This window comes from Methylobacterium gregans, from assembly GCF_022179245.1.
In the GTDB taxonomy this organism is placed as follows: domain Bacteria; phylum Pseudomonadota; class Alphaproteobacteria; order Rhizobiales; family Beijerinckiaceae; genus Methylobacterium; species Methylobacterium gregans.
This window is the reverse complement of the sequence record NZ_BPQM01000013.1, coordinates 1-13,712: the sequence shown is the minus strand read 5'-3', so window position 1 is coordinate 13,712 and position 13,712 is coordinate 1. Positions and strand designations below refer to the sequence as shown.

12 protein-coding genes are annotated in these 13,712 nt (G+C 69.5%); 9 read left to right on the top strand and 3 right to left on the bottom strand.

Annotation, left to right across the window (positions count from 1 at the left end):
• A partial coding sequence (locus tag MFF54_RS03365) for a hypothetical protein (protein ID WP_238301227.1) occupies nucleotides 1-309 on the bottom strand: 309 nt, incomplete at its 3' end.
• Between the two features lie 175 nt (nucleotides 310-484).
• Here MFF54_RS03365 and MFF54_RS03360 point away from each other — a divergent pair.
• The 7 genes from MFF54_RS03360 to MFF54_RS03330 all read left to right on the top strand — a co-directional run bounded on the left by MFF54_RS03360 (nucleotide 485) and on the right by MFF54_RS03330 (nucleotide 11,304).
• Complete coding sequence (locus tag MFF54_RS03360; protein WP_003602908.1) at nucleotides 485-718, top strand: hypothetical protein; 234 nt, start codon at nucleotides 485-487, stop codon at nucleotides 716-718.
• Between the two features lie 1,107 nt (nucleotides 719-1,825).
• On the top strand, nucleotides 1,826-5,113 hold the full coding sequence (locus MFF54_RS03355) for a PAS domain-containing protein (protein ID WP_238301228.1): 3,288 nt from the start codon (nucleotides 1,826-1,828) through the stop codon (nucleotides 5,111-5,113).
• Nucleotides 5,114-5,261: 148 nt separating this feature from the next.
• Nucleotides 5,262-5,681, top strand: coding sequence for a hypothetical protein (locus tag MFF54_RS03350; RefSeq protein ID WP_003602905.1), 420 nt, complete (start codon nucleotides 5,262-5,264; stop codon nucleotides 5,679-5,681).
• A gap of 80 nt (nucleotides 5,682-5,761) precedes the next feature.
• The gene (locus tag MFF54_RS03345) at nucleotides 5,762-6,157 is read left to right on the top strand and encodes a FixH family protein (RefSeq protein WP_003602904.1); all 396 of its coding nucleotides are present in this window, start codon (nucleotides 5,762-5,764) and stop codon (nucleotides 6,155-6,157) included.
• A complete protein-coding gene (locus MFF54_RS03340) occupies nucleotides 6,154-7,638 on the top strand; it encodes an efflux RND transporter periplasmic adaptor subunit (protein WP_003602903.1) in 1,485 nt (494 codons plus the stop codon). The genes MFF54_RS03345 and MFF54_RS03340 overlap by 4 nt, the downstream gene beginning before the upstream one ends.
• Nucleotides 7,635-10,808: an efflux RND transporter permease subunit gene (locus MFF54_RS03335; RefSeq protein WP_003602902.1), complete on the top strand. Its 3,174-nt coding sequence runs from the start codon at nucleotides 7,635-7,637 to the stop codon at nucleotides 10,806-10,808. The genes MFF54_RS03340 and MFF54_RS03335 overlap by 4 nt, the downstream gene beginning before the upstream one ends.
• A gap of 19 nt (nucleotides 10,809-10,827) precedes the next feature.
• A complete protein-coding gene (locus MFF54_RS03330) occupies nucleotides 10,828-11,304 on the top strand; it encodes a DUF411 domain-containing protein (RefSeq protein WP_026105495.1) in 477 nt (158 codons plus the stop codon).
• 13 nt (nucleotides 11,305-11,317) lie between these two features.
• On the opposite strand, the gene MFF54_RS03325 is transcribed toward MFF54_RS03330, so the two are convergent.
• Nucleotides 11,318-12,058, bottom strand: coding sequence for an NYN domain-containing protein (locus MFF54_RS03325; protein ID WP_003602898.1), 741 nt, complete (start codon nucleotides 12,056-12,058; stop codon nucleotides 11,318-11,320).
• A gap of 272 nt (nucleotides 12,059-12,330) precedes the next feature.
• On the opposite strand from MFF54_RS03325, the gene MFF54_RS03320 reads away from it, so the two are divergent.
• The gene (locus MFF54_RS03320) at nucleotides 12,331-12,519 is read left to right on the top strand and encodes a hypothetical protein (protein WP_231343946.1); all 189 of its coding nucleotides are present in this window, start codon (nucleotides 12,331-12,333) and stop codon (nucleotides 12,517-12,519) included.
• 18 nt (nucleotides 12,520-12,537) lie between these two features.
• On the opposite strand, the gene MFF54_RS03315 is transcribed toward MFF54_RS03320, so the two are convergent.
• The gene (locus MFF54_RS03315; RefSeq protein WP_003602894.1) at nucleotides 12,538-12,939 is read right to left on the bottom strand and encodes a MerR family transcriptional regulator; all 402 of its coding nucleotides are present in this window, start codon (nucleotides 12,937-12,939) and stop codon (nucleotides 12,538-12,540) included.
• 100 nt (nucleotides 12,940-13,039) lie between these two features.
• Here MFF54_RS03315 and MFF54_RS03310 point away from each other — a divergent pair.
• Nucleotides 13,040-13,712: cation transporter (locus tag MFF54_RS03310; RefSeq protein ID WP_238301226.1), on the top strand; the 673-nt coding region annotated here is incomplete at its 3' end.

Sequence of the window (13,712 nt, the reverse complement as noted above, 5' to 3'; positions counted from 1 at the left end):
TCCCGGGCAACCTAACAGGGCGCCGCCGCTTGCGGCAATGGCACAGGCTCCAAGCCATTGTGCCGCAGTCCCGACGACCGCGCCCCGATGCTTTGCGGGTGGCGGACCAGCATCCCAGGCGCCGTTGCCGGGGGTCCCTCTGGACGACGGCCTCGGCGAGGTTCGGCGCACGCTGGCGGCCACCAGCACCGCGAGCTCGATCACGCGCACGGCGTCGAGGACCGACATCAACACGACCGCACGGTGGTGCGCGAGTGTCACCGCCACGGCGACGCCCGCAAGCGCGCCATCGTGGAGGAGCACGGCCACCGTGTAGCGGAACGTCGACCCGGGGCCGGGACGGCGGCATCGGCGGGCGGCCCAGTCCCACGCTCCTCGAAAGGTCGGCGAACCCAGCGTGACGGTTGCCTGAACGGCGGTTTCAGAACGCATTCAACGGCGGCGGCGCAACCTGCCGTTATACGAATCCCCGGAGGATACAGCGATGCGGCGACACCTTGCAGGCTTGATGGCCGCGGCCATCGTCATCGCGCCGGCCGCGGCCTCGGCCCAATATTACGAGCGCGGCTATGGCGAACGGCGGCCGCACGATCATGTCGAGGTCTACCGTCACGGCGACCATGACGACGTCGTAGTCCGGCACCATCACACGCGCCGCGACGAATACGAGCCGCGCCGGTTCGAGCGGCACCATCACCACCACGACTTCGACGACTGAGGTCGCAGGCCGGAATTGGGGGCGGCGCATGGGGAGTAACGTGCGCGGGAGGCTTCGCGGGCGCGTACCCGATGCCCGCGGCCAGGCGCGAAAACCCGCGAGTTCGGGTAGCATCCGCATGTCCGCACCGCCTGCTTGGACGGGCCGCCCGGAGAACTCCTATCTCCTGCCGGGCATTTCGTGCCTGTACCCGTGCGCATGCCAGTCGTTGTCCGCGTGCGCGGGCTTGCCGTCGGGCACCTTCTCCCCCGCCGGAGCGCGAGCCGTTGCGGTGGGTTGGTCCGCCGGACACGGCTCCGGTGTTCAGGACCGTTCGCTTGAAGTTCGGGACGTTGCCATGCACGTCCAAGATGAAGGCAGGATCCTCGGCGGCCTCCTGCATCCCGGGGGAGAGCAGCCGCGACCGTCCGCTTCAACTGTCCGCCATCCGGCGGCAACCGCATCGGTCAATTCGAACAACGAGGTAACCACGCCGTTAGTGGCTGGATCGCTGGGTCCGCGACGAGATGTGTCCGCGACCGGACACCCGGCCGAGGAAGGTGGACATCGGCCGGCAATTCGCCCTCCGGGCCGGTCGCCAGGGCGACGCGCACTTACGAGTGTAGCGCGCGCCAACTCGGTGGTTCTCCAGCACGCGTCGGGGGGCGGCCAGGCGCACTGTCGCCAGCACCTGGTCGCCGCCCGTATGCGGCATCCCGAAAGGGAGCTTCGAAGCTGCGGAGTTCGAGCCTGACCTGAGTGGCCTGCCGCGTTCCGAGACGGGGCCGCCATAGGTCGGGGACGGACGGCGCAAGCTCCGTCGGAACGCCGGGTGGGACAAAACGGGAGACATCCCGACCAGCCAAACGTGTTAAGCCGCTGCCATGCCCGCCAAGCGCTCGCGTCATACCTCCCTGGTCGTGCCCGTCGCCGGATGGTCGAAAAGCCAAGCCACCCAAAGTAAGCACACCTCGGCCAGCGAGTTCACCCGCGCTTCGATGCGCGTGAAAGCCCGGCACGAGGCTCACACGGTAGGTCAGGTCCCGTGGTCGACACGGTCTCCGCTAGCGCAAGGGCAAGCCTGATCCGATGACCCAGGCTCCGGGCTTCCTGGCAGGAGGGGGCAACATGGGCGCGCGGATGCGCGCCCACGATTGGGCGTCGACGTTCCTCGGGCCGGCGGACCGGTGGCCGCAAGCCTTCGTGACGCTGTTGCGAGTGATGCTCAGCTCGCGCCAGCCGATGTTCCTGTGCTGGGGTCCCGAGCGTACGCTCGTCTACAACGACGCCTACGCCCCCATGCTCGGCGCCCGGCATCCCGATGCCCTCGGTCGCCCGTTCTTCGATGTCTGGCCCGAGGTCCGCATCGAGGTCGGGGTCCTGATGGATCGGGTGTATGCCGGCGACCCGGTGCACATGGACGACCTCCAGCTCACCTTGCACAGGAACGGCTACCCCGAGGAAACGCACTTCTCGTTCTCCTACACGCCCGTCCCGGACGACAGAAACACGGTCGCGAGGCTGTTCTGTGCCTGTACCGAGATCACCAAGCAGGTCCTGGCCGAGCGCCGCCTGTCGGCCGAGCGCGAGCGCTTCGCCAGCCTCTTCGAGCAGACCCCGACGTTCATGACCGTGCTGCGCGGCAGGGAGCATCGGTTCGAACTGGCCAATCCCCGCTACCTGAAGCTCGTCGGCCACCGGGACGTCGTAGGCAGGACGGTCGCGGAAGCCCTGCCCGACGCGGTCGAGCAAGGGTTCCTGGAAATTCTCGACCAGGTCTACGACAGCGGCGTGCCGCAGACGTTCCATGGCATCCGCTACGCCGTGCAGGCGGTGCCGGGCGGCCCGCATGACGAGCGCTTCGTCGACGTCGTCTACCAACCGATCCGGGATGTCGACGGTACGGTCGGGGGTATCTTCATCGAGGGCGCGGACGTCACCGACCGTGCGCGGGCGGAGACGCGGCGCGAGGCGCTGGTGCGGATCACCGACCGGTTCAATGAGCTCACGAGGGCGGACGACATCGCTTTCGCGGCCTCGCAGGTCCTCGGCGAGACGTTGGCGGTCAGCCGTGTGGGATACGGCACCATCGACCCCGACGCCGAGACGCTCCACGTCGAGCGCGACTGGAACGCACCGGGCGTCGAGACCCTCGCCGGCGTCGTGCCGCTGCGGACCTACGGGTCGTTCATCGACAGCCTGAAGCGCGGCGAGTTCGTCAGCATCGCGGACGTCGAGCGCGACGATAGGACGGCGGGCGCGGCGGAGGCCTCGAAGGGGCGCGGCGCGCACGCCTTCGTCAACGTGCCGGTGCTCGAACAGGGTCGGCTCGTGGCCGCCCTCTTCGTCAACCATGCCGAGGTGCGGGACTGGGCGCCGGACGACCTGGCCTTCATCCGGGAAGTCGCGGGCAGGACCCGCATCGCGGTTGAGCGGAGCCGTGTCGAGACGGCCTTGCGCGACCTCAACGCCGACCTCGAACGGCAGGTCGCCGAACGGTCACGCGAGTTGAGCCGGACTTGGCAGGTCTCCACGGACCTCCTGGGCATCGCCGACGACGCCGGATTCTTCGTCCGGACCAACCCGGCCTGGAAGTCGCTGCTGGGCTGGAGCGATGCGGAGGCCGCACGCATCCCCTTCGTCGAGCTGGTCCACCCCGACGACGTCAGGGCCACCCACGCCGCGCTGGATCGGCTACGGGCCGGGGAGGCGGTCCTCCGCTTCGAGAACCGCTGCCGCACCACCGCCGGTGGGTACCGCTGGCTAGCCTGGGTCGCGGTCCCCGAGGGCGGGCAATTCTACTGCAGCGCGCGGGACGTGACGGAGGAGAGGGAGCATGCCGCGACCCTCGCCGAGCGTACCGCCGAGCGCGACCGGCTCTGGAACCTGTCCGAGGACATGCTGGCCCGCGCCAACTACCAGGGGACGATGTCGGCGGTGAGTCCTGCCTGGACCCAGGTGCTAGGCTGGTCCGAGGCCGAGCTCCTGTCGCGGCCCTACGCGACCTTCATGCATCCCGACGACACGGACCAGACGCTTGCGGCCCTCGTCCGGATGGGCGACACGAAGCGGCCAACCCGGTTCGAGAACCGCATCGCCGCGAGCGACGGGTCGTGGAAGTCCATCGAATGGACCGTGGCGCCCGAGCCGGACGGGCTGCACTTCATCGCCGTCGGTCGCGACCTGAGCGTGGCGAAGGCGCGCGAGGCGGAACTCGCGGCGGCTCAGGAAGCCCTGAGGCAATCGCAGAAGATGGAGGCGGTCGGACAGTTGACCGGCGGCTTGGCGCACGACTTCAACAACCTGCTCGCCGGCATCTCCGGCTCGCTGGAACTGATGCAGACCCGGATGCAACAGGGACGGCTCAGCGATGTCGACCGCTACATGGCGGCCGCGCAGGGCGCCTCGAAGCGCGCGGCCGCCCTGACCCACCGCCTGCTCGCCTTCTCGCGCCGCCAGACCCTGGCCCCCAAGCCCACCGACGTGAACCGCCTCGTCTCCGGCATGCAGGAATTGATCCAGCGTACGGTCGGCCCGGCCATTCCCGTGGAGGTCGTCGGCGCATCCGGGCTGTGGCCTGCGCTGGTGGACCCACCGCAGCTTGAGAACGCGCTGCTCAACCTGTGCATCAACGCGCGTGACGCGATGCCGGACGGCGGGCGCATCACGGTCGAGACCGCCAACAAATGGCTCGACGAGCGGGCCGCACGCCAGCATGACATGCCCGAGGGGCAGTACCTCTCCCTCTGCGTCACCGACACCGGTACCGGCATGCCGCCGGACGTCGTCGCGCGGGTGTTCGAGCCGTTCTTCACCACCAAGCCGCTGGGCGAGGGCACTGGACTCGGCCTCTCGATGATCTACGGCTTCGCCCAGCAGTCCGGCGGGCAGGTGCGTATCTACTCGGAAGTCGGCAGGGGCACGACCGTGTGCGTCTACCTTCCGCGCCACTACGGCGAGATCGCCGAGGACACGGGTGACGAAGTCGCGACGACGCTACCCCGCTCCGAGCAGGGCGAGACCGTCCTCGTCGTGGACGACGAGCCGACGGTCCGCATGCTGGTCAACGACATCCTGGAGGATCTCGGCTACACCGCCATCGAGGCCGCCGACAGCGCCGCGGGCCTCAAGGTGCTGCAGTCGGACGTCCGTATCGACCTTCTGGTGACGGACGTGGGGCTGCCAGGCGGCATGAACGGCCGGCAGATGGCCGATGCCGGCCGCGTCACCCGTCCCGACCTCAAGGTGCTGTTCATCACCGGATACGCCGAGAATTCCATTCTCGGGAACGGCCATCTCGCACCGGGCATGGCGGTCCTGACCAAGCCCTTCGCCGTCGACACGATGTCTGCCCGCATCCGCTCCATGATCGAGGCGTCGGATGCAGGGCCGCTCGGGCGACGCCTGGTTCCCTAGGGCCTGACCCGGGACGACCGTAAGTCAGGCTGCCATCCTGGGCTTGACCTTCCCACCGTGGAAAGCCTTATCCAGGCCACCTGCAGGTCGCTGCGCGCGGGAAACCGGGAGGCTTCATGCGCGCCCTGAAAACTGGCATCCTCGATTCGTGACGTTTTGGCTCGCCCTTCGGCGGCTGCTCCCGCTCATGGCGGTTGTCAGCCTCGCCCTGACGCCGGTGACCGCTTCCGCGGCCGCCGTGGGCATGCGCGCCTCCATGACGGCGCAGGCGCAAGGGTCCCGCGAGGCCATGCCCGGCATGGGCCATGAAGCGATGGGAGGGACCGACATGGCCGGCATGGCCATGGACGACATGCGCTGCTGCCCGCCCGAGAAGCCACTGAACCCGGACTGCGCCAAGGCGGGTTGCCCCCTAAAGGCGCTCTGTAACGCCGGCGTCGCCTCGCTCCTGCCGACCGCGGTCCCCATCCCGAGGCCGGGGGCGACGTGCGCCGCGCCGGCTTGGCCCGAAGCGGCCTCGTTCGCCAGCGTGCACGGCCCCCCGCCGCCAGAGCCTCCCAGAGCCTGACCCGATGCCGCCGGCGCCTGCGCCGGCACGGTGACGCGCGTCCGCGCGTGGCCATCCATCGCATTCAGGAGACGACAAACGTGACCCGGAAATCCTTCTCGCGCGCCCTCTGGGCTGCGCTGTTCGCTGCCGCCCTGACGGGGCCAGCCGTCGCCGACATCAAGGACTACGCGTTCGAGCTCGTGCAGCGTGAGGCGAAGGTCGGCGAGGCCGTCCTGTCCGTCCGCCTCGTCGACAGGCGCACCGGCAAGCCGGTGACCGACGCCGTGATCTTCGCCAAGCGCATCGACATGGCCCCCGACAGCATGGAGGAGATGGTCTCGAAGATCGAGCAGGTCCCCTCGACCGAGCCGGGCGTCTACCGCTTCAGGGCGAAGCTCTCGATGGCGGGAGGCTGGCGCCTGTCGCTCGGGGCCAAGGTCCAGGGCGAGACGGGCACAGTCGAGAACAAGCTCGTCTTCCAGGCCGTCAAATGAGCCGGGCGGGCTGGACGGCCGGTGCCCTCGCCGCGCTGGTGGCAGGGAGCGCCGGCTACGTCGCCGGGCACGGTGGCAATCCCGTGCCGGCGCTCGTCGAGCGCGCGCGGAGCCGGCTCGCCCACCGCCCCCCCGGCGAGCCGGCTCCGGTCACCCCGTCCCCCGCGAAGGCGACCGGGCCGGTCGTCTACTATCGGGACCCGGACGGGAAGCCGGCCTACTCGCTCGCGCCGATGCTGACCGCCGACGGGCGCGTCTTCCGGGCCGTGCGTGCCAGCGAGGACGTGCGATTCGATGACCCGGAGGACGGCGAGGCCATGCCCGCCGACAGGGCCGCGAACGGCATTTCGGGGCAGGGTGCGGCGACGTCCGACGCCCGGCAAGTGCTGTACTACCGCAACCCGATGGGCTTGGCCGACACCTCGCCTGTGCCGAAGAAGGATTCGATGGGGATGGACTACATCCCCGTCTACGCGGGCGAGGACGAGGGCGGCGTCGTGAAGGTGGCGCCGGGCAAGGTCCAGCGCACGGGCGTGCGGACCGAGCTCGCGGAGCGCCGCGTCCTGTCTCTGCCGGTGCGGGCGCCGGGCAGCGTCGAGGAGGACGAGCGCCGCATCTCCGTCATCGCCATGCGCACGGACGCCTTCATCGAGAAGGTCGAGCCGGTCACCACCGGCGACCACGTCCACAAGGGGCAGCCGCTGCTGCGCCTGTTCGCGCCCGAGATCAATGCGGTCGCGGCCCAGTACCTGACCTCCATCGGCTACGAGGGGGGCCGCCGGCGGCTGGAGAACCTTGCCATCCCGCCGGAGGTCATCGACGAGATCGAGCGCACCCATAAGGTACCACCCTCCATCACCTGGTCCTCGCCCCGGGACGGCGTCGTGGTCGAGCGCAACGTCTCGGACGGGATGAAGGCCAAGTCCGGTGACGTCCTGTTCCGCATCGTCGACCACACGCGCGTCTGGGTGCTGGCCGACGTGACCGAGCGCGACCTCGCCGGGGTGGCGGAGGGACAGAGGGCGACGGTGCGGGTGCGGGCCTTCCCGGACCGGACCTTCACCGGGACGGTGACCCGGATCTACCCCCACCTCAACATGGAGACCCGGACCGCCCGCCTGCGCGTCGAGCTGCCGAACCCCGACGGCGCCCTGCGCCCGTCGATGTACGCGGACGTCGAGATCGCGACAGGCGACGCCAAGCCAGTGGTGGCGGTGCCCGACGACGCGGTCATCGACACCGGCGAGCGCCAGGTCGTGCTGCTCGACCACGGCGAGGGGCGCTTCGAGCCGAAGCCGGTGACGGTCGGCCTCCGCGGCCGGGGCTACGTCGAGATCCGCGAGGGGGTCACGGCCGGTGACCGCGTGGTTACCGCGGCGAACTTCCTGATTGACGCCGAGAGCAACCTGAAGGCGGCGCTGCAGGGCATGACCGCGCCCAAGGATGACCAGCAGGCGGCGAGCGCGGGAGGCACGCCGTGATCGCCCGCCTGATCGGCTGGTCGGCCCGCAACCTCGTCCTGGTGCTGATCGGGACCGTGTTCGCGGTGGCGACCGGCGTCCTGGCGCTCAAGACCCTGCCGCTCGACGCCATCCCCGACCTCTCGGACGTGCAGGCCATCGTCTACACCGAATACCCCGGGCAAAGTCCGACGACCGTCGAGGACGTCGTCACCTTCCCCCTCACGACCGCCATGCTGACGGTTCCGAAGGCGAAGGTGGTGCGCGGCTTCTCGTTCTTCGGGGTGTCCTTCGTCTACGTCATCTTCGAGGACGGCACCGACCCGTACTGGGCGCGCTCGCGCGTGCTGGAGTTCCTCAACGGTGCGGCGAGCCGCCTGCCGGTCGGCGTGACGCCGACCCTCGGACCCGACGCGACCGGTGTGGGCTGGGTCTACCAGTACGTCGTCGTCGCGAAGGAACGGACGCTCGCCGAGCTTCGGTCGCTGCAGGATTGGGTCATCCGGTTCGGGGCCTCGCGCGCGGAGGGCGTGGCCGAGGTCGCGGGCGTCGGCGGGTTCGTGAAGCAGTACAACGTCGTCGTGGACCCGAACCGGCTGCGCGCGCAGGGCATCAGCCTCAACAAGCTCCGGGACGCCATCCGGTCGAGCAACGCCGACGTCGGCGGGCGCACGGTCGAGCTGTCCGAGTTCGAGTTCATGGTGCGCGGGCGCGGTTACCTGAAGAGCGTCGCCGATATCGAGAACATCGTGCTCAAGACCGTGGGCGGCACGCCGCTGCGGCTCCGGGACGTCGCCCGGGTCGAGCTCGGGCCGGACGAGCGCCGCGGCATCACCGAGATGAACGGCGAGGGCGAGGTCGCCGGCGGCATCGTCCTGCAGCGCTTCGGCGCCAACGCACTCAACGTCATCGAGGGCGTCAAGGCGAAGCTCGCAGAGGTCGCGAAAAGCCTGCCGGCCGGCACCGAGATCCTGCCGGTCTACGACCGCTCGCAGCTCATCGACGCGGCCATCGACACCCTGCGCCACACGCTGGTCGAGGAGAGCATCGTCGTCTCTCTCGTCTGCATCGTGTTCCTGCTGCACGTGCGCAGCGCGCTCGTGGCCATCCTGATGCTGCCGGTCGGCATCCTGATGGCCTTCGCCGGCATGAGGGCGCTCGGAATCGGCGCCAACATCATGAGCCTGGGCGGCATCGCCATCGCGGTCGGCACCATGGTCGACGCCGCCATCGTGATGATCGAGAACGCCCACAAGCACCTGGAGCGGGCGCCCCCGGGCAAGCCGCGGGTCGAGGTCCTCGTCGAGGCCGCTGCGGAGGTCGGGCCGTCCCTGTTCTTCTCGCTCCTCGTCATCACGATGAGCTTCCTGCCGATCTTCACCCTGGAGAGCCAGGAGGGACGGCTGTTCGGGCCGCTCGCCTTCACCAAGACCTTCGCCATGGCGGCGGCGGCGCTCCTCTCGGTCACGCTGGTGCCGGCCCTGATGGTGCTGTTCGTGCGCGGGCGCATCGTCCCGGAGCACCGCAACCCGCTGAACCGGCTCCTCATCTGGCTGTACCTGCCTCTCATCGCCGGCGTTCTGCGAGCCCGACTCCTCACCATCCTGCTCGCCGTCGGCGTACTGGCCGCGACCGCTTGGCCGGCCCGGCAACTCGGATCCGAGTTCATGCCGGAGCTCGACGAAGGCACGCTGCTCTACATGCCGACGACCCTGCCGGGCATCTCGGTGACCAAGGCCGGCGAGCTCCTCGCCACCCAGGACCGCATCATCAAGAGCTTCCCCGAGGTGGCCTCGGTCTACGGCAAGGCTGGGCGCGCCAACACGGCCACCGACCCCGCGCCGATGGAGATGTTCGAGACGGTCATCGCCTTGAAGCCGAAGGCGGAGTGGCGCCCGGGCGTGACGCTCGCGAGCCTCAAGGCGGAGATGGACGCGGCCCTGCAGTTCCCGGGTGTGTCGAATGCCTGGACGCAGCCGATCCGCGCGCGCATCGACATGCTCTCGACGGGCATCCGCACCCCGGTGGGCGTGAAGGTGCTGGGCACCAACCTCAGGGCGATGGAGGGGGTCGCCCGCCAGGTGGAGACGGTGGTGCGGGCCGTGCCGGGCACGTCGAGCGCCTATGCCGAGCGGGTCATCGGGGGCTACTTCCTCGACATCACGCCGGACCGCGAAGCGCTCGGGCGCTACGGCCTGATGGTCGGGGACGTGCAGGACGTCGTCGCGACGGCCCTGGGTGGGCAGTCCGTGACGAACACGGTCGAGGGCCGCGAGCGCTACACCGTCAATGTGCGCTACCCGCGCGCCTTCCGCTCGGACCCAAGGGCCATCGCGACAGAGGTCCAGGTGCCGCTGCCGACCGGCGGCACGGTGCCGCTCGGTGAGGTGGCGAAGGTCGAGCTCACCCGAGGGCCGACCTCGATCCGCACCGAGAACGGGCATCTCGCGGTCTACCTCTTCGTCGACATCGCCGGGCGAGACCTCGGCGGCTACGTCGCCGAGGCGCGCAAGGCGGTGGCAGACGCGGTGCGGCTTCCCCAGGGCACGACCCTGCAGTGGAGCGGACAGTACGAGTACCTGGAGCGTGCGGAGGCGCGCCTCGCGGTCGTGGTGCCGCTGACGCTGCTGATCGTGTTCCTGCTGCTCTACCTGAACTTCCGGCGCCTGACCGAGACACTCATCGTGATGCTGTCGCTGCCTTTTGCCCTGGTCGGCGGGGTGTGGCTGCTCTGGTGGATGGGCTTCAACCTGTCGGTCGCTGTGGCGGTCGGCTTCATCGCCCTGGCTGGCGTCGCTGCCGAGACCGGGGTGATCATGCTGGTCTACCTCGACCACGCCCTCGACGAGGTCCGCGCCCAGTGCGAGCGCGAGGGACGCCCGCTCGCGCGCCCGGACCTGCGCCGGGCCATCATGGTCGGCGCGGTCGAGCGGGTCCGGCCCAAGATGATGACGGTCGTCGCCATCATGGCGGGCCTGCTGCCCATCCTCTGGAGTACCGGTTCAGGCTCCGAGGTCATGCAGCGCATCGCGGTGCCGATGATCGGCGGGATGGTCTCCTCGACCGTGCTGACCCTGGTGGTCATCCCGGCGGTCTACGCCCTGGTGAAGGGGCGGGGCCTGCCCCCGGCCGGCGCGGTCCGCGAGGGGACGGATGGTGAGGCGATGCGGCTGCCGCAGGCGGCCGAGTGAGAGCGAACGGTAGATGACGATGAGGAGCGATGCGATGCCATCCAGACGTACCGTGCTCGTGGGTTTGGCGGTGGGGCTGATGCTTGGACGGGGCGCCTTGGCGGAGGGGCCGCCGATGGTCGCGGTGACCAAGGACCCGAGCTGCGGCTGCTGCGAGAGATGGGTCACCCACCTGCGCGAGGCCGGCTTCACCGTCACCGTGACCGAGGGCCCGGTGAACCCGCTCAAGATCCGCCTGGGGGTGCCTCGCGAGCTTGCCTCCTGCCACACCGCCCAGGTCGGCGGCTACGTGATCGAGGGGCACGTCCCGGCCGGGGCGATCAAGCGGCTCCTCGCGGAGCGACCCGAGGGAATGGGTCTGGCCGTGCCAGGCATGCCGGTCGGTTCGCCCGGCATGGAGGTCGAGGACATGCAGCCTGATACCTACGACGTCGTCCTGTTTGGGAAGGACGGTCGGTCGACGTTCGCGCGGTACCGCGGCGGGGAACTAACCTGAGGCCACGGCGGATTCAGCGCTCGGGCATCGCCGCCGCCGGCGCGGCCGCCTTCGCCCCCGACTTGGGCGCGGGCTTCGGACGCTGGTCCCACATCACGTAGCCGGCCGGCGGGTCGTACTCGTGCGGGCGCATGACGGAGGCCTGCCCCTCCGCGGTGACGAGCCCCGGGAACAGCGCCCTCTCGATATGCTCCCGGTTAAGCGCGATCTTGTGCGGGGTGTGCGACAGGATGTGCTGCGAGTGGGTCCGGCCCGGGGGGCTGACGCTGACGAGCTTCTTGCCGGGAAAGCGCTTGGCGAACAGCTTGGCTGTCGCCGCCTGGTCCGTATCGGCGGTCAGGAGATATGCAGTATCCATGACGTCCTGTACTGCGTCGTCATAGACGCTAAGCGCGAGATTGATGTCCGTCGCCTTCTCGGTCGGCTTCTGCCAAGTGGAGCCACAGTCCCGGCACTTGGCGTCTTCATGGCTGAAGTGGCCGAGGACGGTCTCAACGCCGACCAGTTTGAGGGCGCGGACCAGGCGCTCGTGGCGGATTTTCTTGCTGTGATCGCCCGGGTAATAGGCCGTGCAGAACACGACGCGAACGAGCTCCTCCGACTGGCGCGAGATGATCGACTCCCCCAGCTTCCAGAAGTTGCACCACTTCAGAAAGGGCTCTCCTAAATCATTGACGGAATGATACAAATTGAAGCCATCGATGTAGAGTGCAGCCCGGATCCTGGATTTTCCCGCTTGACTATCCAGCTCCATGCACTCATATCCGATCCGTCAACGCTGAACGGTGCGCCGTCAGCAACCCATGGGTTCCGGCCCGTGTGAAGCCCACAGGTTCCAACCTGTGGGCTTCTTGGTTTCCGAGGCTGTTCTATCCTGAGTTCGCCTCGCGTAGTACTGTCTTTTTGTCTCTCGCGAGTTGACCGCGCCGGCCCTTCGGGCTTTGGCCGCCGGCATGTTATCCCCGGGCCTCTTAAGGTCGCGGTGGCAAGCCTGCGATGCTCGTCGGGCGGAACGGGGCGGTTCGCGTGGAACGCCATTCCTGGGGCCAGAGGAACGCGGGCCGCCGCCGTCGCATCAGGCCGCACGTCCGGACCGCCGCGCGCCGAGCCTTCGTCGCGATCACGGTCGCTGTCCTCGCCGTCGCGTGCTGCGGGTTCGCGGCCAAGGGGCTGTTCGAGAGCCGAGTGCTGATGATGCCCTACGTCGCTCGCTGACCCCCGCGCCCAGATCGCTCACGCGGGTTCACCCAACGGCGATAGCGCCTCGATGATGCGGCAGTCGGAGACCGACCCGCAGCCGCACTGGCCGATGACCTCGCGGAGTTCCGAGGCGAGCCGGGTCAGGTCGGCCAGCTTGCGCTCCACGTGGGCGAGATGGGCGCGGGCGATGGTGTCGACCTCGCCGCAGGAGCGATCCCGGTCGTCCGCCAAGGCGAGCAGGTCCCGGATCTGCTCCACGGTGAAGCCGAGGGCGCGACCGCGGCGGATGAAGCTCAGCCGGCGCAGGTGTTCGGGCCCGTAGAGCCGGTAGTTGCCGCTCGACCGCGCCGGCGGGGGCAGCAACCCGACCTTCTCGTACCACCGGACCGTTTCGACACGGGTCTGCGTGGCCTCCGCGAGGCTGCCGATGGTCATGGAAGAAGCGCTCCGCACGGCCTTGACCCTGTAGTGACTACAGGGTGCATGTAGGGGGCCTTCCCAGTCCGGACCAGGAGCCCGGCGAACGGAGCGCACCATGAGCCAGGCCGCCGGCGCGGACCGCACATCCTTCCCCACGAACGGTCCGCAGGCCCTGCGCTACAGGGTCAAGGGCATGGACTGCCCGACCTGCGCCGGGAAGATCGAGACCGCCGTCTCCCGGCTGCCGGGCGTCGCGGACGTGCGCGTGAACTACGGCAGCCAAGTCCTCGACCTCGCGCTCGATGAGGCTGCGACGCCGAGGACCGAATTGGAGGGGCGTATCGAGCGCCTGGGCTACGGCGTCGCGCTGCTCCCCACGGCCGCGGACTTAGCCATGGCCCAAGCCTCGGGCGGCGCCCCGCCCGCCGGGACCGCGGAGGAGCCTGAGCCGCCGCTCTGGCGGAGCCGGAAGGCGCGGCTGGGCATCCTGATCGGCGCCCTGTTCGCCGCCGGCTTCCTGGTCGAGCGGATCGCGCCGGGCCTGGCGGGCGAGTACGCCTACTGGCCAGGGGCGCTCGTCGGGCTCGCCTATTACGGCCGCCGCGCGGCCGTGGCGGCGTTGGCCGGCACGCCCTTCTCCATCGAGATGCTGATGTCGGTCGCCACCGCGGGGGCGCTCGCCATCCACGCCGCCGAGGAGGCCGCCATCGTCGTGCTGCTCTTCACGGTCGGCGAGATGCTGGAGGTCGTGGCGGCGGGCCGGGCGCGTGCCGGCATCAAGGCGCTCG

Bases quoted from the DNA above. Each gene is read 5' to 3' on its own strand.
- MFF54_RS03360 (WP_003602908.1), top strand. From the start codon at position 485: ATGCGGCGACACCTTGCAGGCTTGATGGCCGCGGCCATCGTCATCGCG.
- MFF54_RS03355 (WP_238301228.1), top strand. From the start codon at position 1,826: ATGGGCGCGCGGATGCGCGCCCACGATTGGGCGTCGACGTTCCTCGGG.
- MFF54_RS03340 (WP_003602903.1), top strand. From the start codon at position 6,154: ATGAGCCGGGCGGGCTGGACGGCCGGTGCCCTCGCCGCGCTGGTGGCA.
- MFF54_RS03330 (WP_026105495.1), top strand. From the start codon at position 10,828: ATGAGGAGCGATGCGATGCCATCCAGACGTACCGTGCTCGTGGGTTTG.
- MFF54_RS03325 (WP_003602898.1), bottom strand. From the start codon at position 12,058: ATGGAGCTGGATAGTCAAGCGGGAAAATCCAGGATCCGGGCTGCACTC.
- MFF54_RS03315 (WP_003602894.1), bottom strand. From the start codon at position 12,939: ATGACCATCGGCAGCCTCGCGGAGGCCACGCAGACCCGTGTCGAAACG.